The organism is Pararhizobium sp. (assembly GCF_965279435.1).
Lineage (GTDB): Bacteria > Pseudomonadota > Alphaproteobacteria > Rhizobiales > Rhizobiaceae > Pararhizobium.
Genome location: NZ_CBDIHY010000003.1, coordinates 2,297,471 through 2,319,165 on the forward strand (window position 1 = coordinate 2,297,471; position 21,695 = coordinate 2,319,165).

Annotated in this window: 18 protein-coding genes and 1 tRNA gene; 11 read left to right on the forward strand and 8 right to left on the reverse strand. The window is 59.5% G+C overall.

Annotation, left to right across the window (positions count from 1 at the left end; translation table 11 throughout):
- Window positions 1-26: 26 nt before the first annotated feature.
- The gene (locus tag ACQY8Q_RS16700; protein WP_428427593.1) at window positions 27-179 is read right to left on the reverse strand and encodes a hypothetical protein; all 153 of its coding nucleotides are present in this window, start codon (window positions 177-179) and stop codon (window positions 27-29) included.
- A 170-nt stretch (window positions 180-349) separates the two neighbouring features.
- Between ACQY8Q_RS16700 and ACQY8Q_RS16705 the strand changes: the two genes are divergently transcribed.
- On the forward strand, window positions 350-1,225 hold the full coding sequence (locus tag ACQY8Q_RS16705) for a LysR family transcriptional regulator (RefSeq protein WP_428427594.1): 876 nt from the start codon (window positions 350-352) through the stop codon (window positions 1,223-1,225).
- A gap of 69 nt (window positions 1,226-1,294) precedes the next feature.
- Here the strand turns inward: ACQY8Q_RS16705 and ACQY8Q_RS16710 are convergent, their stop codons facing one another.
- Together ACQY8Q_RS16710 and aceA are read right to left on the reverse strand one after the other, a co-directional pair.
- Window positions 1,295-1,546 (reverse strand): hypothetical protein, encoded by a 252-nt coding sequence (locus ACQY8Q_RS16710; RefSeq protein ID WP_428427595.1) that lies wholly within the window; start codon window positions 1,544-1,546, stop codon window positions 1,295-1,297.
- 216 nt (window positions 1,547-1,762) lie between these two features.
- Window positions 1,763-3,052: an isocitrate lyase gene (aceA, locus tag ACQY8Q_RS16715; protein WP_428427596.1), complete on the reverse strand. Its 1,290-nt coding sequence runs from the start codon at window positions 3,050-3,052 to the stop codon at window positions 1,763-1,765.
- Window positions 3,053-3,283: 231 nt separating this feature from the next.
- On the opposite strand from aceA, the gene ACQY8Q_RS16720 reads away from it, so the two are divergent.
- The gene (locus ACQY8Q_RS16720) at window positions 3,284-4,693 is read left to right on the forward strand and encodes a helix-turn-helix domain-containing protein (protein ID WP_428427597.1); all 1,410 of its coding nucleotides are present in this window, start codon (window positions 3,284-3,286) and stop codon (window positions 4,691-4,693) included.
- Between the two features lie 8 nt (window positions 4,694-4,701).
- Here the strand turns inward: ACQY8Q_RS16720 and ACQY8Q_RS16725 are convergent, their stop codons facing one another.
- Window positions 4,702-5,655 carry a fatty acid desaturase family protein gene (locus ACQY8Q_RS16725; protein WP_428427598.1) on the reverse strand — a complete coding sequence of 318 codons (954 nt, stop codon included), beginning with the start codon at window positions 5,653-5,655 and terminating at the stop codon, window positions 4,702-4,704.
- A gap of 344 nt (window positions 5,656-5,999) precedes the next feature.
- Between ACQY8Q_RS16725 and ACQY8Q_RS16730 the strand changes: the two genes are divergently transcribed.
- From ACQY8Q_RS16730 to ACQY8Q_RS16745, 4 genes are all read left to right on the forward strand, one after another.
- The gene (locus tag ACQY8Q_RS16730; RefSeq protein ID WP_428427599.1) at window positions 6,000-7,094 is read left to right on the forward strand and encodes a polyamine ABC transporter substrate-binding protein; all 1,095 of its coding nucleotides are present in this window, start codon (window positions 6,000-6,002) and stop codon (window positions 7,092-7,094) included.
- Window positions 7,095-7,187: 93 nt separating this feature from the next.
- Window positions 7,188-8,330, forward strand: a complete 1,143-nt coding sequence (locus ACQY8Q_RS16735; protein ID WP_428429805.1) for an ABC transporter ATP-binding protein — start codon at window positions 7,188-7,190, stop codon at window positions 8,328-8,330.
- Window positions 8,331-8,334: 4 nt separating this feature from the next.
- On the forward strand, window positions 8,335-9,246 hold the full coding sequence (locus ACQY8Q_RS16740) for an ABC transporter permease subunit (RefSeq protein ID WP_428427600.1): 912 nt from the start codon (window positions 8,335-8,337) through the stop codon (window positions 9,244-9,246).
- 2 nt (window positions 9,247-9,248) lie between these two features.
- Entirely contained in the window at window positions 9,249-10,064 is an 816-nt protein-coding gene (locus tag ACQY8Q_RS16745) for an ABC transporter permease (RefSeq protein ID WP_428427601.1), read from the forward strand.
- Between the two features lie 19 nt (window positions 10,065-10,083).
- On the opposite strand, the gene ACQY8Q_RS16750 is transcribed toward ACQY8Q_RS16745, so the two are convergent.
- Both ACQY8Q_RS16750 and ACQY8Q_RS16755 read right to left on the reverse strand, forming a co-directional pair.
- On the reverse strand, window positions 10,084-10,344 hold the full coding sequence (locus ACQY8Q_RS16750; RefSeq protein WP_428427602.1) for a DUF6460 domain-containing protein: 261 nt from the start codon (window positions 10,342-10,344) through the stop codon (window positions 10,084-10,086).
- Window positions 10,345-10,415: 71 nt separating this feature from the next.
- Window positions 10,416-12,200 (reverse strand): AsmA family protein, encoded by a 1,785-nt coding sequence (locus ACQY8Q_RS16755; RefSeq protein ID WP_428427603.1) that lies wholly within the window; start codon window positions 12,198-12,200, stop codon window positions 10,416-10,418.
- A gap of 227 nt (window positions 12,201-12,427) precedes the next feature.
- Between ACQY8Q_RS16755 and ACQY8Q_RS16760 the strand changes: the two genes are divergently transcribed.
- Window positions 12,428-14,380: an acetoacetate--CoA ligase gene (locus ACQY8Q_RS16760; RefSeq protein WP_428427604.1), complete on the forward strand. Its 1,953-nt coding sequence runs from the start codon at window positions 12,428-12,430 to the stop codon at window positions 14,378-14,380.
- A gap of 285 nt (window positions 14,381-14,665) precedes the next feature.
- On the opposite strand, the gene ACQY8Q_RS16765 is transcribed toward ACQY8Q_RS16760, so the two are convergent.
- Entirely contained in the window at window positions 14,666-18,496 is a 3,831-nt protein-coding gene (locus ACQY8Q_RS16765; protein WP_428427605.1) for an ATP-binding protein, read from the reverse strand.
- A gap of 250 nt (window positions 18,497-18,746) precedes the next feature.
- Here ACQY8Q_RS16765 and ACQY8Q_RS16770 point away from each other — a divergent pair, with 250 nt between their 5' ends.
- The 4 genes from ACQY8Q_RS16770 (at window position 18,747) to ACQY8Q_RS16785 (ending at window position 21,262) form a co-directional block, all read left to right on the forward strand.
- On the forward strand, window positions 18,747-19,196 hold the full coding sequence (locus ACQY8Q_RS16770; protein ID WP_113314172.1) for a phasin: 450 nt from the start codon (window positions 18,747-18,749) through the stop codon (window positions 19,194-19,196).
- 166 nt (window positions 19,197-19,362) lie between these two features.
- Window positions 19,363-19,439 (forward strand) — tRNA-His (locus ACQY8Q_RS16775).
- A 229-nt stretch (window positions 19,440-19,668) separates the two neighbouring features.
- Entirely contained in the window at window positions 19,669-20,223 is a 555-nt protein-coding gene (locus ACQY8Q_RS16780) for an NUDIX domain-containing protein (protein ID WP_428427606.1), read from the forward strand.
- Window positions 20,224-20,626: 403 nt separating this feature from the next.
- Window positions 20,627-21,262, forward strand: coding sequence for a DUF1062 domain-containing protein (locus ACQY8Q_RS16785; RefSeq protein WP_428429806.1), 636 nt, complete (start codon window positions 20,627-20,629; stop codon window positions 21,260-21,262).
- Window positions 21,263-21,350: 88 nt separating this feature from the next.
- Here the strand turns inward: ACQY8Q_RS16785 and ACQY8Q_RS16790 are convergent, their stop codons facing one another.
- Window positions 21,351-21,506 carry a hypothetical protein gene (locus ACQY8Q_RS16790; RefSeq protein ID WP_428427607.1) on the reverse strand — a complete coding sequence of 52 codons (156 nt, stop codon included), beginning with the start codon at window positions 21,504-21,506 and terminating at the stop codon, window positions 21,351-21,353.
- Window positions 21,507-21,695 lie beyond the last annotated feature (189 nt).

Genomic DNA, 21,695 nt, shown 5'->3' on the forward strand with positions numbered 1-21,695 from the left:
GATCGCCGGGCTCTTTGTTTGTCGTCCTATCGTACCCAGCGCAGGCAAAGCAGGCGCAACGCGGTGGACATCCTGTTGGACAGGCGGTTCCGGTTGATCAAGTCCTGGAATTCATGTGGTTTGTAGGCGTTCTTCGCCAGCATTTCCGCCAATAAAACCACTCCCATCATCTCTGGCATCGTTCATGTCTCCTTCGGCAACAGAAAGCCATTGCCGGACCGGGTGTCCTGCAACCAACTTTCTTCAATTTGGGGTGGGGCGGCGGTTCTGCTGCGCTCCGTTTACGCCTCTAACCTATGCTTCAAAAATCAGTTTATAAACGCAAGAAACCGGAGTATGTTTTTCATTGATGAAAGACATAAGCTGGGATGCCTATCAGATATTTCTGGCTGTCGCGCGCCATGGCGGGTTGACCGGCGCTGCGCAGGCCAATGGTTTGAGCCCGGCCACGGTCGGCCGCCGCATCCTTGATCTGGAGCAGGGGATCGGGCGGCAGCTGTTTGTTCGCAGTCAGACGGGCTACCGGTTGACGGCCGATGGGCAGGCTCTTTTCGAACAGTTGCAGGCGATGGATGCTGTTGTTCGCAAGGTCGATGGCTGGCGCCAGGAAGCCCACGGCGCATCGGTGGTGCGGCTGATGGCCGGCACCTGGGTGACGTGGCTGGTCTGCGAAAACATCCAGGCAATCTGGAGCGATCGGGACGGGTTCCGCCTCGATATGTCCGTCTCCGAACGCCGGGCGACGCTGGTGCACCGGCAAAGCGATGTCGGCGTGCGCGCGGTGGCGCCGGAAGAACAACATCTGGCGAGCCGCCATACCGGCGACGTCGCCTATGCCGCCTACCGCCAGCGCAATGCGCCGGAAGGACTTTCATCCGCCTGGCTTGCCGTGTCGGAGGAGGATGCGATCTCGCCCTATCTGCGCTTTCCGCATGATCAGGCCGCAGCCTCGATCGCTGTCATCGTCAGCCGCCCGCGGTCGCTGCTGGATCTGACAAGGGCAGGGGCGGGGCAGGCGGTTTTGCCCTGTTTCGTCGGCGATCTCGATCCGGGTCTGGAGCGGGCAGGCGAGGAGTTGAAACAGCTGCGTCACGGCCAGTGGATCGTCACCAACAGCGAAGACCGCCACCGCCGCGAAATCCGCACGGTCTCCGACCGGTTGTTCCGGCTGCTGAAAAGCCACGCCGATCTGTTCGCCGGCAAACGGCCAAGCCGGAGTCTTTAGGCGCTACATAAAATGCGAAATCCCGGCGGGGAAAGTCCCGCCGGGATCTCCGTGGACAGGTACCATGCCTCAGCCACGTCCCTGCGTCACGATGACGGGGATCAGCAGATCGCCCCAGTTGCCTTCGCCGCCATGATGGCGAGCCGAGCGAACGAGTTCGACGGAAACACCTGCATCCACGGCCTTCATGACGGCCTGGTTGAGCCTGTGAAGATCATTGGCGACCATGCGGATCATCGCCTGCTGTTCCGGTGTCATGCCCGAGGATTGTTCCTCTGCCCGTTCCTTGACGTGCGTCTTGATGGTGGTCTGGACTGTCATGGTGGTTCCTCCTGGTTGATGTCGGGTCGCTTGCGCGAAGTTCATTTGGGCGATTGCGTTACCTCATTCTCCGTCATCCTCGGGCTTGTCCCGGGGATCCAGCCACGCGACATCACGTCGCGTGAAAGAGTCTTTTGCGGTGCTGACGCGCCACGCTGGATCCCCGCCACAGGGGCGAGGATGACGGAGGATGGTGGCGTTCGCCAATCCGTGTAACTATTCTGCCGCCGGGCGGAACTGTTCGTGTTCGGTCGATTCATGCATGGCGGTGGTCGAGGACTTGCCGCCAGTAATCGCCATCGAGACGGCGTCGAAATATCCGGTGCCGACTTCGCGCTGGTGCTTGGTGGCGGTATAGCCGTTGACCTCGGCGGCGAATTCCGCCTCCTGAAGCTCAGAGTATGCGGCCATCTGCCGGTCCTTGTAGCCGCGGGCCAGTTCGAACATGCCGAAATTCAGCTGGTGGAAACCGGCAAGCGTGATGAACTGGAACTTGTAGCCCATGGCGCCGAGTTCACGCTGGAACTTGGCGATCGTCGCGTCGTCGAGGTTTTTCTTCCAGTTGAACGACGGCGAGCAATTATAGGCGAGCTTCTTGCCCGGATGCACCTTGTGCACGGCCTCGGCAAACTTGCGGGCCTGTTCGAGATCCGGCTTGCCTGTCTCCATCCAGATCAGGTCGCAATAGGGCGCATAGGCAATGGCACGGGCAATGCAGGGGTCGATGCCGTTCTTGACCTGGTAGAAGCCTTCCGTGGTGCGGCCAGCATCGTAATCGACGAAGGGCTGGTCACGTTCGTCAATATCGGAGGTCAAGAGCTTGGCGGCTTCCGCGTCCGTGCGGGCGATAACCAGTGTCGGCGTGCCCATGACGTCAGCGGCGAGCCGCGCGGCATTGAGGTTGCGGATGTGGGCCGCCGTCGGGATCAGAACCTTGCCACCGAGATGACCGCACTTCTTTTCCGATGCCAGCTGGTCCTCATAGTGAACACCGGCAGCACCCGCCTCGATGAAGGCTTTCATGATCTCGAAGGCGTTGAGCGGTCCGCCGAAACCGGCCTCCGCATCGGCAACGATCGGGGCGAACCAGGTATCGACGGATAGGCCCTTGCCCTCCGAGGTCTCGATCTGGTCGGCGCGCTGCAATGTCCTGTTGATGCGTTTGGCCAGTTCCGGTGCGGCATTGGCCGGATAGAGCGACTGGTCGGGGTACATAGAGGATGCAGTGTTGCTGTCAGCGGCGACCTGCCAGCCGGACAGGTAGATCGCCTTCAAACCGGCGCGGACCTGCTGCATTGCCTGATTACCGGTCATCGCACCCAGCGCATTGACGAAATCTTCCTCATGGATCAGCTGCCACAGCCGGTTGGCGCCCATCTCGGCCAAGGTATGGCGGATCTGGACAGAGCCGCGCAGCCGCTTGACGTCCTCTGCCGTGTAGGGGCGATCGAGGCCATCGAAGCGGCCTTGCGGCGCGCCGGGAACGAGATTGTAAAAATCAGTCATAAACATCCTCCTGCAGATTTCGAGGCTTCATTCGACTTTGGTTGAATGACGCTCGGGTCGATAAATTTGGTATGACGAGTTTTACAATTCGCTGCACAAAACGGCGAGAACAAAAGGATTGTCGCGGCTTTGAAAAGGGTTATCATGTGTTGTGTTTTACAAAGGGCGTTTGTAATTTTGTAAATCGTGTAAATATTCTGAATGCTTGGAAATTTGTAAAAGGCGTGACAAATGGCTGAGAACAAGATTTTTGCCGGCGCCCGCGTACGGCGCATTCGCAATGGATTGTCGTTGACGCAGACGGCGATGGCCGAGGCGCTCGGTATCTCGCCTTCCTATCTCAACCTAATCGAGCGCAATCAGCGGCCGTTGACGGTGCAGCTGCTGTTAAAGCTTTCCTCGGTCTACAAGGTTGATCTCGACGAGTTGCAGGGCGAGGTGACCGGCAGCGTCACGCAATTGCGCGAAGTGTTTGCCGATCCGCTGCTCTCGGGCGAGCTGCCGGGCGATCAGGAGCTGATCGAGGTGGCGGAGGCTGCACCCAATGCCGCGATGGGCGTGCTTAAGCTCTATCGTGCCTACCGCGAACAATCCCTGCGGCTGAAGGACCTGAGTGCGCTCCTGTCCGATCAGGGACATATGGCAGCGCTGTCGGATGCCCGCCTGCCGATGGACGAAGTGCGCGACATCTTCGAAAACCGACCGCATTATTTTGCCGGTATAGACGAGGCAGCCGAAGCCTTTCATGCGCAGCTTTCCCCCGGCGACGATCTTGCCGGGGCGCTGAAGGGCTGGCTGCGCAGGGAGCATGGCCTGACGGTCCGGACACTACCGGTGCATGTCATGCCGGATCTGCGTCGCCGCTTCGACCGCCATTCGATGCGGCTGTTTCTGTCGGAACGGTTGTCGGCGCAGGATCAGCTGCGGGAAATCGCCATGGAAGCGGCGCAGATCGCCTTTCCGGAGGCCATCGCCGCCGATCTTCAGTCGCTGGCATTCTCGACGGGCGAGGCGCGGCGCATTGGGCGCTTCGAGCTGGCGCGGTACGCAGCACATGCGATCATGATGCCATACGCCGGGTTTCTCGCCGCGGCACAGCGGGCCAAATACGATGTCGATGTGCTGAGCGCCCGGTTCCAGGTCTCGTTCGAACAGGCGGCCAGCCGGCTGGTGACGCTGCAGCGCCCCGGTGCCGCAGGGTTGCCCTTCTTCCTGATGGAGATCGACCATGCCGGCAACCGGCTGCGCAAGGCCGGTGCGTCAGGCTTTCCGCAGGCGCGCTTTGGCGGCAGCTGTCCCAAGCTCAATGTTCACACGGCATTTGTGCAAGCCGGGCAGGTGTTGGCCGATCGGGTGGAGATTTTTGGGGGCGGCGAATTTTTGACCGTTGCCCGGACCGTCGAGGGACCGCGGGCAAATTTTCAGGAGCGCGTTCGCCGCACGGCGATCCTGATCGGCTGCGATGCTGTCCATGCGCCGGAAACCGCCTATGGCGGCGCGCCGCTTGCGACCGTTGCCGGTGGCACCGCCTGTCGCCTCTGCGAGCGGCAGGGCTGTCTCGCCCGGGCCGAGCCGCCGGTTACACGGCCGCTCGGGCTGGACGAAATGGTGACCGGTTTGAGCGCCTTTGATTTTCAGTAGCTGCCAGGTCAGTAGCTGACCGGATGATGGGCCGGCAGCAGCGGCGCATTTGGCGCAAAACACTCTGAAGCAAGGCCTGTCGTATAGCCGCGGGTGATATGCGCCTTGGCGGCGTAAGTCGGGTTCTTCATCAGGATCCCATGCAGTTCCGGCAGGTTGTAATACGGCACGCCAGGATAAAGATGGTGCTCCAGATGGTAGTTGATGTTGTGGGGCGCAAAGAACAGTTTTTCCCAGAGATAGGGATAGACCGTGCGCGAGCTGCCCAGTTCATCGGAATAATCCATGCTGCCGAAATGCTCGGCGACGCTGCGGACATAGAGGAACAGGCAGAAGAAGGTGAAGAACGGCACCAGCCAGTAGAGCGTGACATCCGTCCAGAGCCCGAACACCGAGAAGATAATGGCGGCAGCGGCGTAGAAGCCGATCCGCAGCAGCTTGTAGGTCCGGGTCGAGCGGTCATGCTTGGCGATGCGTTTTGCCATATGCAGGATGTCGCGAACGGAGTTCACCGCGACGAGATAGCCGAGCAGTTGCACCACGCCGCGCCAGACCTTTTGCGGAAAGGTGAATTGCGTCATGCCGAGCTTGGCGGCCCAATCCGGATCGTCATCGGTATTGGTGTGCTGGTGATGGGCAAGGTGGTTCATCCGGTAGCCATCGACGGTCGCCATGATCGGCCATGCCAGAAGCAGGTCACTCATCCAGTCGCTGATTTTGCGGTTCTTGATGATGCGGTAATGGGCCGCCTCGTGCATCAGGCAGCCGAAGGCGTGCATGCGTCCGGCAATGACCAAGACAGCGGCGAAATAGGCAAGCGGATGTTGCATATATTTGCTGAAGGCGATGGCGCCGGCAATCAACGCCCAGTCGAAGCCGATGGCCAGAAGTGTCCGATGGGATTGCAGCACCGACAGCCGCTTCAGTTCCCGTGGATCAATCCGCTGCGACTTCACACTCATGATGACCAACTCCGAACGCACAACCGTTGCGGCGCAAAATCGCATCCCGGGCATGGTTAAGCAATCGTAAACGCGGTGGTTCGGGATCGATCTAAGCTTATGGTTAATTCTCTTGGGCTGCCCGCTCTCGCCGGCCACTGGTTGGCCATGGCGTACTGAAAAGATTCGGCTTTTGGCAGGGACCGCTAAAATCCAGGATGTTGCTGGATGGTTCGCGCGGGACCAGTAAAAGCGCTTGTGGTTGTTGGAAAACATGCCTAACTTCCAAACGCGCATACGGAGGGGAAGACAGGCAGGCGACGGCGGCGTGCCTGGACTGACCCGATAAAACCAAGGGGAATTCTATGTCGCGTACGATTGCCACCGCCTTTGCCGCGTTGATCCTCAGTGGGTCCGCAACGATTGCCACCGCGCAGGAGCGCGTGGTCAATGTCTACAACTGGTCCGATTATATCGATGCCAGCATTCTCGAAGACTTCACCAAGGAAACCGGTATCAAGGTCGTCTATGACGTCTTCGACAGCAACGAGATCCTTGAAACCAAGCTGCTGGCAGGCGGCACCGGCTATGACGTCGTCGTGCCGACGGCGAGCTTCCTGCAGCGCCAGATTGCCGCCGGCGTCTTCCAGAAGCTCGACAAGTCGAAGCTGCCGAACCTGTCCAACATGTGGGACCTGATTTCCGAGCGCATCCAGAAATACGACCCCGGCAACGAATACGCCGTCGACTACATGTGGGGCACCACCGGCATCGGCTACAATGTCGAGAAGGTGAAGCAGATCCTCGGTACCGACGAAGCGCCGACCTGGGACGTGATCTTCAAGCCGGAAGTGGCCGCCAAGTTCAAGGATTGTGGCATCCACATCCTTGATTCCGCCTCCGACGTTTTGCCTTCGGCGCTCGCCTATCTGGGTCTCGATCCCGATAGCCGCACCCCGGACGACCTGAAGAAGGCGGAGGAGTTGCTGACCTCCATCCGTCCCTACGTTCGCAAGTTCCACTCGTCGGAATATATCAACGCGCTCGCCAATGGCGATATTTGCCTTGCTGTCGGCTATTCCGGCGACGTCTTCCAGGCACGCGATCGCGCCGCCGAAGCCAAAGCCGGCGTGACGGTCAACTATGTCATCCCGCCGACCGGCGCGCAGATGTGGTTTGACGTCATGGCCATCCCGGCCGATGCGCCGCATGTCGCCGAGGCCCATGAATTCCTGAACTACATGATGAAGCCGGAAGTCGTCGCCAAGGCATCGAACGTGGTGTTCTACGCCAATGGCAATAAGGCTTCGCAGCAGTTCATCGACAAGGAAGTCCTTGACGATACCGCGATCTATCCGACGCCGGAGGTGCTCGCCAAGCTCTTCACGGTCACACCCTATGACGCCAAATCGCAGCGTCTGGTGACGCGGCTCTGGACCAAGGTGGTTACCGGCCAGTAAGTCGAAAAGAGTTGCCCGGACCTGAAATCCGGGCAATTTTCTTTTGTGGCGCTGGGGACGGCGCCGTTTGTGCATGTCATTCGGGGATAGATGATGAAGTCACTTGGCAGTATCCGGCGGTCCTTCGCTCCATGGGCAGATCCCAATTCCGTACCGTTCATCGCCGTCAAGAACGTCACCAAGAAGTTCGGTGATTTCGTTGCGGTCGATGATCTGTCGCTGAACATTTATCCGCGCGAGTTCTTCGCGCTGCTCGGTGCGTCCGGCTGCGGCAAGTCAACGCTGCTGCGCATGCTGGCCGGTTTCGAACAGCCGACCTCGGGCGAAATCATCCTCGACGGACAGAGCCTTGCCGGCATCCCGCCCTACAAGCGGCCGGTCAACATGATGTTCCAGTCCTATGCGCTGTTTCCGCATATGACGGTCGAAAACAACATCGCCTTCGGCCTGAAGCAGGACGGCATGCCGAAGGCCGATATTGCCGCGCGTGTCGAGCAAATGCTGAAGCTGGTCAAGCTCGACAAGTTCGCCAAACGCAAACCGCACCAACTCTCCGGTGGTCAGCGTCAGCGCGTGGCGCTTGCCCGTTCGCTCGCCAAGCGCCCGAAGGTGCTTCTGCTGGACGAGCCGCTTGGCGCGCTCGACAAGAAGCTGCGCGAGGAAACCCAATTCGAACTGATGGACCTGCAGCAGGAGCTTGGCCTGACCTTTGTCGTCGTCACCCACGACCAGGAAGAAGCGATGACCATGGCCGACCGCATCGCCGTCATGGCGCATGGCAAGGTCGTGCAAGTCGCCACACCGCCGGAAATCTATGAAGCGCCCAATTCGCGTTTCGTCGCTGATTTCATTGGCGATGTGAATATTTTCGACGGTACGGTCTCGTCCGCTGGCAACGGTACTGTCGAGATTGCCACGCAAACCGGCTTTACCGTCCGCGTCGCCTCGACCGAACCGCCTGCTGTTGGCGCAAAGGCCGGCTTTGCCGTCCGCCCGGAAAAGATCCGCGTCGGCCGCGACCGGCCCGCCTGCGCGCCGCTCAATGCCGCGCAGGGTGAAATCTGGGACATCGGCTATCTCGGCGACATGACGGTTTTTCACGTCAAGCTGAAGGATGGCAAGGTGATCAAGGCCTCGTCGCTCAATGCGGTGCGCGCCGTCGAGGACCCACTGGGCTACGATCAGGAAGTCTGGATTTCCTTCGATGAAAATGCCGGCGTCGTGCTGAAGGATTGAAGCCATGGCAAAATTCGGATCGGCTTTGTTCAACCGGCTGGTGATCGTCATCCCCTATGCCTGGTTGCTGTTCTTCTTCCTGATACCGTTTTTCATCGTCATCCGGATTTCGCTGTCGGAAACCGCGGTCGCGATGCCGCCCTATCTGCCGGTGTTCGACCTCGCCTCCGGTTTTGGCGGCTTCATCGACAATATCAAGCAGTTCTCGATCGACAATTATATCTGGTTGACCGAGGACGCGCTCTACACCAAGGCCTATATCTCCAGCCTCTGGATCGCCGGCGTCTCGACATTCCTGACGCTGTTGATCGCCTATCCGGTGGCCTATGGCATGGCGCAGGCCCCAAGCACCATCCGCCCGACGCTGTTGATGCTGGTCATCCTGCCGTTCTGGACCAGCTTTCTGATCCGCGTCTACGCCTGGATTGCCATCCTGAAGCCAGAAGGACTGCTCAACCAACTGCTTCTGACGCTCGGCGTGATCGATCAGCCGCTGATCATCCTCAACACCAACTGGGCGATCTATATCGGCATCGTCTATTCCTACCTGCCGTTCATGGTGCTGCCGATCTATTCGTCGCTGGAAAAGATGGACCACAGCCTGACGGAGGCGGCGCAGGATCTTGGCTGCACACCGATCCGGGCGTTTTGGCGCGTCACATTTCCGCTGTCGCTGCCCGGCGTAGTTGCCGGCTGCATGCTGGTCTTCATCCCGGCTGTCGGCGAATTCGTTATCCCAGACCTGCTCGGCGGCTCCGAGACGCTGATGATCGGCAAGACCTTGTGGAACGAGTTCAATGCCAATCGTGACTGGCCGGTGTCCGCTGCCGTGGCGACCATTCTGCTGCTGATTCTCGTGGTGCCGATCATGTTCTTCCAGCATGCGCAGTCCAAAGCCGACGCGGAGGGGAGATAGTCATGCAGCGCTGGTCCCGTTTCAATATCGCCTCGATTGTCATCGGTTTTGCCTTTCTCTATCTGCCGATCGTGTTGCTGGTGGTCTTCTCCTTCAACGAGTCCAAGCTGGTCACCGTCTGGGCGGGCTTCTCGACCAAATGGTATGTGCAGCTGTTCCACAACCAGGCGCTTCTCGATGCCGCGTGGGTGACCATCCGCGTTGGTCTGATCTCGGCGACCGTCGCCACGGTTCTCGGCACGCTGGCAGCACTTGCCATGACCCGCTACACGCGGTTTCGCGGCCGCATGCTGTTCTCCGGGATGATCTACGCGCCGCTGGTCATGCCGGAAGTCATCACCGGCCTGTCGATGCTGCTGCTGTTCGTCGCCATCGGTTTCGATCGCGGCTTCTGGACGCTGACATTGGCGCATATCACTTTCACCATGTGCTTCGTCGCCGTTGTCGTGCAATCCCGGCTTTTGAGTTTCGATCGCTCGATCGAAGAAGCCGCGATGGACCTCGGCGCCACGCCGGTCGCTACCTTCCTGCAGGTGACCTTGCCCGTCATCGCGCCAGCGGTCTTTTCCGGCTGGGTGCTTGCGTTCACGCTGTCGCTAGACGATCTGGTGATTTCCAGCTTCACGTCCGGCCCCGGCGCCACAACGCTGCCGATGCGGATCTACAGCCAGGTCCGATTGGGCGTGACGCCGGAGATCAATGCCGTCTGCACCATCCTGATCGGCATCGTCGCAATCGGCGTGCTGATCGCCTCTGTGGTCTCGCGCCGCCGGGAGATCCAGCGCGTCAAGGACGAGCAGGCAGCGTTCGCGCACTGATGCGAACATGGCGGGCGCGTTAGTCGCGCTCGCGTTCTCTTTCGCGCGGCGGCAGGAAGACATAGGTCAGCAGCCAGATCGGCAGCACGATCATCGATCCCAGCATGATGTTGGGCAGCGCCCAACTGGTAAAGCGTAGCAGATGTGCCCACAGCACATCTGGCGTCAGTCCGGCCTGCTCGAGGATTTGCGCTGACGATATGTTGAAGATCGACAGCCCGGCACCCGTCAACAACGATGCCAGCGCGATCTTGAGCAGGGCGGCAAGGAAACGCAGCACGGACACATCTCCTGTGAGCTGATTCGCCTGCTTATCTTAGAACGCCCTGCGGTAAAGTCGATCGGACCTGCTTATGGCTGCGTGGTGCGCGCGGGCAGGGGGGAAATGACCGGGTTCGGCCAGGAACCATCGGCAAAGAAGCGCATGGCAGGTGTTGCGGGATCGTCTGACCGGATGGCACCGGCAAGCGCAAGTTTCCCATTCGTGAAGGGAAGGGTTCCGGCAAGTGACACCGTCTTTCCATCGCCGGTGATATCAGCCGTAGTCAGTTCGACAACGCCCTTGCGCATGGTTCCAACGATGTCCGCCCTGGTAAAGGCGAACGAACCATTGGTGGCGTGGCTGACGTTGAAAACCTGGCCCAGCATGGCAAGCCGCGCGAATTCCGGCAGGTCAAAATTCACCACGGTGCCGTTGTTCGCTGCGTAAAGAAATTTTCCGGAAACACCGTCCACCGTCATTTTTGACAGGGGTTCGGTGGTTGACAGATCAACGCTCAGCATGCCCCGGCCAAGTGGCAACGGTCCTGCGAGGCCGAGACTTGCCGCAACGGGCGCGAGATCGGCATTCTTCAGCGCAAGCTGCACCTGCCCGCCGTCGGCGCCGTCATTGGCAAGGGCGATGCGGCCGCTGAGCGAGCCCTCGGCGAAGGTGCCATCGCCAATATCGATGGATGCCCGGCCGTTTTCCACCATGATACCGGCGGCGACATCCGTCAGGGCAGCCGGCCCATAACTGATCTCCTGCGCCGACAGGCGAAGATCAAGGCTGATCTGCTTGAGCAAAGCCATTTCCGGCCCATCCGCGGCGCCTGCCTCCGGACGAAGCGGGAAAACCGATGAAAGAAGCGGCGTCAGGTCCAGCCGGTCAAAGGCCAGCGTGCCATCGATACGTGGGCCGCGAGACGGATACCACACCATGCCGAGAACGCCGGTCGCATTGGCGTCATCCAGAGACAGCGAAAGGTTGTCCATCTTCAATGTCTGTGCCGACATGGTCACGCTGGTATCGATGCTGACCGATCCGGTTGTCGCAACCGGTTGCGGCTCGTCTTTGACCCAGGCCAGAAGCGCGCCCACCGATTTTGCTTTCAGCTGAAGTTGCCCGATGGCGAAGGGACGGCTTGAGGCATTGCCACTGCCGTCGAAACTGAAGGTCAGCGGCAGCGAGGTGAACGATGCCTGAAACGTGCTGTTCTGTCCTGAAAGCAGCATCAATGGTTCATTGCAGGTGATGGTTCCTTGAACCTTTTCACCATTCATCAGCGCCGAAAGTTCCGCTGTCATCCGCGTGGTCGGGGTCCGCCACTGCACGGATCCGGTGATCGCGCTGATGCGATGCGTGCTTGAGGTCACGCGGTCGGTCAATTCGAGCGTACCGTTGACGATCTCGACATCGCCGATCGGCGTGTTGCGGGCGCTGGACGGTGTCTTGCCAGCAGCGTCGGCGATGGCATCGGCCATCCAGCCGGCGCGGCGCCAGTTGAACGTTCCGTCGAGCCGGCGCTCCACATTGAAAACCGGATTGACCAGATGGAAATCATAAAAGACCGGCGTGCCACGCAGGGCGGCGAGGATGTCGAAACCGGCTGCAATCGCGTCGGCCTTCGCCAAAAGTTCCGGTGCTGCCGCATCGCCGCCTTCGAAGGTGACATTGCGCAGCGTCAGGACCGGATGCGGCCAGAAGCTGATCTGTGGATCACCGGCAATATTGGCCCGCGCGCCCGTCCACGAGGATAGCACGTCCTCCATGTTCGTCTTGACACTGGCTGTCGAGACGAACAGCGGCAAGGCGATTTTGAACAGAGCGGTGAGCACGACCACGCCGACAAGAAGCCATGCGACGGTACGCGACATGAAAAATGCCTGCCATCCGATTTTTCTGCTGGCGATGGTGAAGAATGGCCTCATGGGCGTCCGGGGCACTTTCAATCGGTTTGAGGGCCTCTGGATAGGCTTTCACCGCTCAGAAATCAAACGGTTGACACGCAAAATGTCGCAACTGCCACAGCCATCATTTGTCCGGCCTGTTTATCTTGCGTCGCAGCATGATATAGAGGCTGGCTTGGGAAGCGGAGGAAAAAATGCAGTCAGATCGGCCCCTTTGGACACCGTCGGCAGAATTCATCGAACAGACGCCGATGAAGGCGTTCATCGACTGGTGCGGACAACGCTTCTCGAAGACGTTTGCAGACTATGACGCGTTCCATGACTGGTCGATCACCGAGCGCGCCGATTTCTGGACTGGCGTCTGGGATCATTGCGGCGTCATCGGCAATCGCGGCGAACGTGCCCTGATCCATGGCGATGTGATGCTGGAGGCACGGTTTTTCCCTGACGCCACGCTCAATTTCGCCGAGAACCTTCTACGCCATACCGGCAGCGGCGACGCTCTGGTTTTCCGGGGTGAAGACAAGGCGCAGTCGCGCATGTCCTTTGATGAGCTGCGGGCTTTGGTTTCAAGACTGCAGCAGGCCTTGAAAGCGCAGGGCATCGGCAAAGGCGACCGCGTTGCGGCGATGATGCCGAACATGCCGGAAACCATCGCGCTGATGCTGGCCGCCGCTTCCATCGGTGCCATCTGGTCGTCCTGTTCTCCCGATTTCGGCGAACAAGGCGTGCTCGACCGTTTCGGTCAGATCGAACCCAAGCTGTTCATTACCTGTGACGGCTACTGGTACGCCGGCAAACGCCAGGACGTTGCCGCCAAGGTGCAGGCTGTCGCACAGAAGCTCGGCGTGCCGGTGCTGATCATTCCCTATGCCGGCGATGCGGAAGCGCTTGCGGCCTCGTTGGAAAATGGTAGGACGCTTTCCGACTTCATCAAGCCTTTTACTGCCAGGACGCTTGAATTCGTCGCACTGCCTTTCGGTCATCCGCTCTATATTCTCTTCTCGTCCGGCACCACCGGCGTTCCAAAGTGCATTGTCCACTCAGCAGGCGGCACTTTGCTGCAGCACCTGAAGGAGCATCGCTTCCATTGCGGGCTGAAGGAGGGCGAAAAGCTGTTCTACTTCACCACCTGCGGCTGGATGATGTGGAACTGGCTGGTCTCCGGGCTTGCCCTTGGCGCCACGCTCTGCCTGTTCGATGGTTCGCCGTTCCATCCCGACGGCAATGTCCTGTTCGATTATGCCCGCGATGAGCAGTTCGCCATCTTCGGCACGTCGGCAAAATATATCGACGCCGTGCGCAAGGGCGGCTTCACCCCGGTCTCGACGCATGACCTCTCGTCACTACGGCTGATGACCTCGACCGGCTCGCCGCTGTCGCCGGAAGGCTTCTCCTTCGTTTATGAAGGCATCAAGCCGGATGTTCAGCTGGCGTCGATTTCCGGTGGAACCGATATCGTCTCCTGCTTCGTGCTCGGCAATCCGCTGAAGCCGGTGTGGCGCGGCGAAATTCAGGGGCCGGGGCTCGGTCTTGCTATGGATGTCTGGAACGACGAAGGCCAGCCGGTGCGCCAGGAAAAGGGCGAACTCGTCTGCACAAGAGCGTTTCCCTCCATGCCGGTGATGTTCTGGAACGACCTGGAAGGCGCCAAATACAAGGCGGCCTACTTCGAGCGCTTCGACAATATCTGGTGCCATGGCGATTTTGCCGAATGGACCGAACATGGCGGCATCGTCATTCACGGCCGCTCGGATGCGACGCTCAACCCCGGCGGCGTGCGCATCGGCACGGCGGAAATCTACAATCAGGTCGAACAGATGGACGAGGTGGCCGAGGCCATCTGCATCGGCCAGGACTGGGATGACGACGTTCGTGTCATCCTGTTCGTACGGCTGGCGACAGGCATCGTCTTGAACGACGATCTGGTGAAGGCGATCAAGTCGAGGATCCGCAGCGGCGCCTCACCGCGCCACGTCCCGGCCAAGATCATCGCCGTCACCGATATACCACGCACCAAATCCGGCAAGATCGTCGAGCTTGCGGTGCGCGAAGTCGTGCATGGCCGTGTGGTCAAAAACAAGGAAGCGCTCGCCAACCCGGAAGCACTCGATCTTTATGCCAACCTGGCCGAGCTTGGAAGCTGACGCTCCGCGTTAACGATTTGGGGCTCGCCGAATTAACCAAAGCTTAGGTCTTACGGGCCGATGCTTAAAATTTGCGGGTCGGCTGGAAAGGTTTTGTTTACGAATGGCAGCGCATGTTGATCTCAACTTGAGGCCACCCGATGTGGGGTGGCTTTGGCAGAGATGCCGGCGCAGACATGATGTCATTACCTCTCGAGCACCTGTTTTAGCATTTAACTTATCGAGGCAGCTTTCCAGCTGCCTCTTTTTTGTCCGAATTTTCGGGAGTTCGGACTGGCCGCTAGACTAGTTGGCCAGAACCCGCTGCGACGGGAAGGAAATCTCCACCAGTGTGCCCTCGTTTGGCGCCGAGTTGATCGAGAACTGGGCCCGGTTTGCCTCTGCCATCGCCTTGGTCAGCGGCAGGCCAAGGCCGGTGCCGTCGCCGCGCTTGCGTGCGCCGGTGGTGACCTGTCGGAACGGTTTCATCGCCTGTTCAAGCTCGGTGCGGGTCATGCCGACGCCGGTGTCGCGGATGCGCAGGATGACGCTGCCATTGGCCTCATAGGCGGTCGAAACGACGATCTGGCCGCCAGACGGGGTGAAGCGGATGGCATTCGACAGAATGTTCAGCGCGATCTGCTTGATCGACCGATTGTCGGCAACCACGTTTGGCACCGAACCGGACAGCGAGGTGCGGATAATGACGCGCTGGCTGTTGGCTTGCGGTTGCACGAGAGCGACGGCCTCGGACACGGCATCGTTGATCTCGACGGCGGTGAATTCGAGATCCATCTCGCCGGCTTCGATCTTCGAAATATCGAGTAGGTCGTTGACGATATCGAGCACATGGCGGCCGGAGCGGCCAATATCCCCGGCATATTCGACATAGCGCGGATTGCCGATCGGGCCGAAATGCTCGCTCGCCATCATGTCGGAAAAACCGATGATCGCGTTGAGCGGCGTGCGGATTTCATGGCTGACGCGGGCAAGGAAATCGCTCTTATGGGCATTGGCCGTTTCAGCGGCCCGCTTGGCGTTGCGCAGTTCCTCTTCCGTCCGCTTCCACTGAGTAATGTCACGGATGACGGCGCAGAACCCGTTGGAGGAGGACAGGCGGCCCATGGTCATGAACAGCGGAATGAAACCGCCGGACGCTTCGCGGCCGATCACTTCGCGGCCGTCGTTGAGCACGCTGGCGACACCATGGCCGGAAAGACCGGCGAGGTAATCGAGAACAGCCTTCTGGCTCTCATGGGCAAACAGCATGGCGAACGGTTTGCCACGGATTTCGCCGTCGTCATAGTTGAACAGGGCGCTCGCCGAGCGGTTGACCGAGCGGATTTCGCCCTCGCCGCCGACGACGACGACGCCGTCCGTTGCCGTCTCGAGGATGGAACGGAGTTCTTCGGCTTCCATGCGCAGCGACTGGATTTCCGGCGCGTCAGTCGGCTCTTCGACAGCATCCGCCGGCGGGATTTCCGCAGCCACAGGCGCTGGTGCGGTCTGAGTTGCCGAAAGCGCCATCATCAGCGCGTTCTTGTCTTCCCAGCGGATTGACTGCAGCCGCGCCGAGACCGGTAGGAGCTGGCCATCGTTGCGGATCAGCATCATCGTGCCATCCGGCAAGTCGAACAGGCCATCCTCGTCACCGGCGAAAAGGGCATCGATCCCGCCTTCCTCGCGCAGTTCGTCCAGACCGGCATAGCCCGTCAGCGCCAGAAATTCGGAATTGGCGTGAAACAGATCGTCGCCGCTGTGAACCAGAAGAGCGAGCGGAAGGTTGTCGAGGATTTCCGGCGTCAGGCTGCTGTTGCCGCTGGTGCGCGCAGGCACGATCGAGGCAGGCGCCTCGGGCACGGTGTTTTCGGCCGTTTGCTCAGCGCCATCGGCGATGACGGCACGATCATCCTCGGAGATTGCCTCGATTTTCGGTGCGGCATCATCTTCTGACGGATTTGCAGCCGGAGGCACATCTGTGACGGCCACATTTTCATTCGGGCGCTTGCCGAAATTCTCGCCGAGTTGACGGGCGATTTCGCGAAAGGCGGCCTGTTCGCTGCGGCTTAAGGGTTCGGTGCCCGGACGGTGATTGTCGAGCTGGACGACCTTGTCGGATGCGCGGCGCCCAGCAGTCTGGACCAGTTTGAGTGCCGGACGCTCGCCACGGAAAGGGTCTTCCTGGTCGTCGGCCGCCGTCAGCGCATCACCGGCCTCGGCAAGCGGCTCTCCGTCGCCTTGCTCAGGCGTCTCAAGTTCAGCTGCAGACTCAGTGTTGTCTGCCGGTTCGCTTAAAGCTTCGATAGGCTCCGCTGCCGTGGGACCTTCTTCGGTCGTGTCGTGCGGGGCTGCGTCTTCTGCCACCACCTCGGGATCGGCAGGCAACAGTTCCTGCGCCGTGTCGTCAATCTGGTCGGCAACTGCCTCTTCGGCAGCACCTTGTGCGCCAAACGTCAGGCCCATGGCCTGTTTGTCATCGACGGTGTCAGCCACGCGCACGATGCCGAAGCCGCGAAAGCCATCGAATTCGCGGTTGCGCGAGTAGGTCGGAAGGGCGGCGAGATCGACCGGAACCTGCAGGCTGGTGCCTTCGACCGGCCAGTAGATCGTCTTTCCCGACCACGTGTCGCGCCGCTTCAAAAGCTCGCTGATCGTATTGCCGGGGTCTAGGTGATAGCGGTCCGCCAGATCGCTGAAACTCTGGCCGGTAATATCGGCGGAGTTCGGCCCGACCGCCGTCGCAAACTCCTCGGAAATCTCGCTGAAACGCCCGTCCGCATCGATCTTCCAGACGAAACGGACCGCGCGGCTATTCGGGTTGAAGACGAAACCCTGCACGGGCTCTGGTGCGTCGTGTTCGGCAGGCGTGTCTTCAAGCGGGATATCGGTTGGAACTGTGGCGTCGTCGTCTGCCACACTATCCGCAGTGGTTTCGACAATCGGTGTGTCGCCGGTGGTGTCAGTCACAGCCGTTTCATCCAGCGCCACACTGTCTTGGACTGGTTCTTGCAGCACCTCGACCGGCTCGGCCGCCAATGTTTCGCCGACCTCGATCTCCTCGGTCACGGTTTCATCGGCTACAGGCAGAACGGCAGCTTCCTCGGGGGCATCGGTTTCGGCAACCTTGTCCTGATCGTCCACTGCTGAGGCGATATGCTCCGACTGTGAATCGGAAGGCAATTCCCGAGGGGGTGCTACCTCTTCGGGCTCGGGTTCAACAGGAGCCACAAAATCCTCAGCGGCAGGCTGTTCGGTCTCTGCCACAGGCGCAGCGTCATCATGCGGATCGACAAAGCTATCGTCTTCCGGGGCGATTTCCTCGATCTGCTTGATCTCGTCGATGACATCGGCGGGCAGGGTCATCTGTGAGGCAAGCGGCGCTGCGGCCTCGCTGAGAACGGGCTCTGCCGCTGCTGGCGTCTCATCGGTATCTGTAATTTCCTCAAAATCCGTTCCGGGATCGAGGTTGCCCAAAATGGTTTCGACCGCGAACAGCAGATGCAGGGCGGGACGTTCCGACAGCTTGCCAATGGCAGCCGGCAGATGGCCCTTGCCCGTCGGGATCGGACGCTTGAGCAGCCAGTCGCTGTCGCGGGTAACGGCTGTTACCAGCGAGCGGCAGGTCTGCGGCGTCATGGCCAGTGCTGCAAAACCGGGCGAGGCGGCAAGCACGGCGCCGTCGCCATCCAGAACGGCCATATGCGTGTCGGGGTCGTCGAAGCCCGAGATCATCCGGGCGGCGCGGTCGTGAATGGCAAGCGGCTTGCCGCTGCGGGGGGCCGCAAAGAGGATGGCGGTTTCACCCGGCCGCACGGAGATCATCTCGACCGAGGCACTGACGGACGCGCGCTGGAAACCCGACGCGATACGCATCAGGAACGTCCGGCTATCGCCGCTGCGCTTCAACTGCCGGGCGGCGGCCTCCATCTGGCGATAGGCGGCATCGTTGCGGTTGGCGCCGCTGTCGATGAAATCGTAGATCGACGGCAAGCCGAACAGGAACGCGCCTTCGCCATTCGACCACAGCACCTGGCTCATGTCGGGGGAAAACAGCACGGCGGCATCGCCCTTGGCAAAATGCTCCCGCACCCGTTCATGAACGGCGATGTCGATAAAGGGATACGATTTTGCGGGCATCGGCTGACCTGGTTTGCGCAACCGCCACAGGGGCGGGATTGTTAACAGTCTATTAATAGACGCCGGGCGGCCTAGGGTCCAGCTTACAGACTATGGCGCACCGGCCTTTCGCAGCGCAAGGTTAATACAGGTGATTTTAACGAATGCTGCAGTGCACAAATATGTTGCATCGCACAAGTAAATCGCCTATATAGACATCATCACACAATGGGCGCCTCATGAGAGGGCCCAAAACCAAGGAGCGCAGATCATGGCTACCAAGAAAACCGACGACGTCTTTTCGCTTGCCTCGTTCGATCCGGCAAAGGTCACGGAAACTTTTCGCGATTTCGCTGAAAAGGGTGCTGCCCAGTCCAAGGAAGCCTATTCCAAGATGAAGACTGCCGCCGAAGACGCAACGAAGACCGTTGAAGCGACGATCGAAAGCGCCCAGTCCGGCTCCGTCGAGCTCGGCCTCAAGGCGATCGATGCCCTGCGCACCAATGCTGAAAACTCGCTGTCGCACATGGAAGCGCTGCTCGGCGTCAAGTCGGTTTCGGAACTGTTCGAACTGCAGACTGCCTTCATCCGCAAGCAGGCAGAGCTTGCCATGGAGCAGGCAAAGTCGATGCAGGAAGCCACCCGCAAGATTGCTGAAACCGTGACGAAGCCAGGCAAGGATGCCGCCGAAAAGGCGATCTCCGGCTTCAAGAAGAACTGATTTCTGCAGGCGCGGTTTTTGACCGTGCAACATGACAAACAGAACCGGGTGATTTTTTACCCGGTTTTTTCACATCTACGGGCAAGTTATGGCTTGCAAAAAAGACGGACTGCCCGTATTTGACCCCTCAGCGGCACATGATAATGTCTGTGCATCGCTGTGTTGTGCGGTTGTAGCTCAGTTGGTTAGAGCGCAGGTTTGTGGATCCTGAGGTCGGTGGTTCGATTCCACCCAACCGTACCATTCTCTCCAAAGTCATATATCTGATGGTACGGCGTTTTTTGCTAATCGTGGTTTGACGCATGGCGGTGCCCCTCATTTTCAATAGTCCGTATGCCTGCGGCTTGCAGCCCAGAATTCCCCTGTATTTTGATGTTCTCAGAAGGTCTCTCTCTATCGAGAGTTTTCTATAAATCGGTTATTCGGAATCGTGAATGATTCACGCCATCGGCAAGCGAAGTGAGGGAAGAAAATGACTGACGATGCGCCCGAAATCATGATGCTGAGTACCAAAACTGTTTACCAGAACCGTTGGATGACAGTCCGGGAGGATATCGTTGAGCGCCGGGATGGCTCGCGGGGTGTCTACGGCGTTGTCGAGAAAAATGACTTTTCTCTGATCGTGCCTATCGATGCGACCGGTACCGTCTATCTGGTTGAACAGTTTCGTTATCCGGTAGGAAAACGCTGTTGGGAGCTACCTCAGGGCTCCTGGGAGGAGCAGGCGGGTGTTGATCCGCTTGAGCTGGCACATGGCGAACTGCGAGAGGAAACGGGTCTTGCTGCCGATGAAATGACATATGTCGGCCAACTCTTCGAAGCATATGGGTATTCGACGCAGAGCTGCCATATTTTCCTCGCCCGCGGCCTGCGCCCACTTTCAACAAACCTGGACCCGGAAGAACAGGGATTGATCAGTCGTGGTTTTGCAATTGAGACGGTCATTGAGTTGATTGTGCGGGGCGAAATCAAAGACGCTGCCACAGTGGCGGCTTTCGGGCTTTTGCGTCTTAAAGGGCTGCTTTAACGAGGCTCTTCATTGATCCAAGTCAAGTCTGCAGCCATCGCAAAAGTTGCAGAATAGCCGCAATGCTACATCTTTCCGCTTCCTTGCACGCCAAAGGCCTCCACACCGGCCTGTTCATTTGATACTTTCTTCATCGAAGAGCGTTGGCGCATAGAGGTTGCAGTTTGCCTAAGTAATACCGGTCTCAATCCAGTTTCACCCCGTATTGTCCGATGGCAATGCCGTCGGCGTACAGATGTGTTCATCGGGTGGTGGCGAGAGACCGGTCTGGCATTGTTACAATGTGCCATGTGCAGCTCCGCTGTCTCAGCTCTTCAGCCGCCCAGAACATCGCCACGCCGCGCCCGCAACGGGTTTCTCCTGCACCATCTTGGTGGACTTCCGAACGGAAGACCAAGACGATATGTGCAATACACTTCGGGTCCGATGGACCATCACCCCGCAAACGGCGCCCCAACCCTGGATCGCCTGCAGCGGATGCGGACTACAAAGGCCATTTCAGAGCAGCGGCAAAATCCGGCTCAATGCCAACGGACGCAAGCTCGATGCCTGGCTGATCTACAAATGCCTGATCTGCGACAAGACCTGGAACCGGCCGATCTTCGAACGCAAGTCTGTTGGCTATATCGATCCCACCGTCCTTGAGGCGCTGCAGTCCAACGACGCGAATTGGATCAGGGCCGAAACGTTCAACATCGAGGCGCTCCGGCGGAAATCGCAACGCATCGAGGAGTTTTCCGGCTTTGACATTGGCAAGGAGCTGCTCAACCAAACATGCGGATGGACGGTGCTCGATATCCAGCTGAACGTGCCATTTGCGATCAGCATGCGGCTTGATCGCCTGCTGGCGGGCGAACTGCAGGTCTCGCGCTCCCGGCTGCAGGCTCTGCACGATGGTGGTCGTCTTCAAACCGGCCCAGACGCCGCCAGCGCTTTGCGGCGGCGGATCGGCAATGGCACACGGATCAGCATTGATCTGGCTGCCTATGCGGATCGGGAGCAAGTCTGGAAGCCTTTGGCGGCGGGAGGGTTGGCGTAGGCTTGATGACCCCTAAGGCTCTACATGCCAAGCCTTTGGGTCTGCCTGGGAAAGGCGGTGCCTTCCGCCGCCTTTCCGGAGCGCTGGATCAACGTTGCTCCACCTGCTGCGGTGGTTCCGGGTTTTCATCGGGATTGGGCAACGGCTCCTCGTCCGGCAGCCGGTCGGGCTCGGGCTCCTTGACCGGTACCGGTTGCTGGATTGGCGGAATGGGGCCGGGGATGGGATCGGCGGGAAGCGTCATCGTGTGTCTCCTGTTGTCGCAACAGCAACGCAATGATGGCCTGCATGTTCCTTCATGTGCTGCCAGGCCGCCCCTCCTCAGATTTGGGAGCCGTCTGTAAACCTTGTGTTTACCTAGTCCTGTGCCGTTTCCGTTCATGCGCCTTAAATTAGGATTCTGTTGACCCTTCGCCGATTAGGTTCCGGCTGT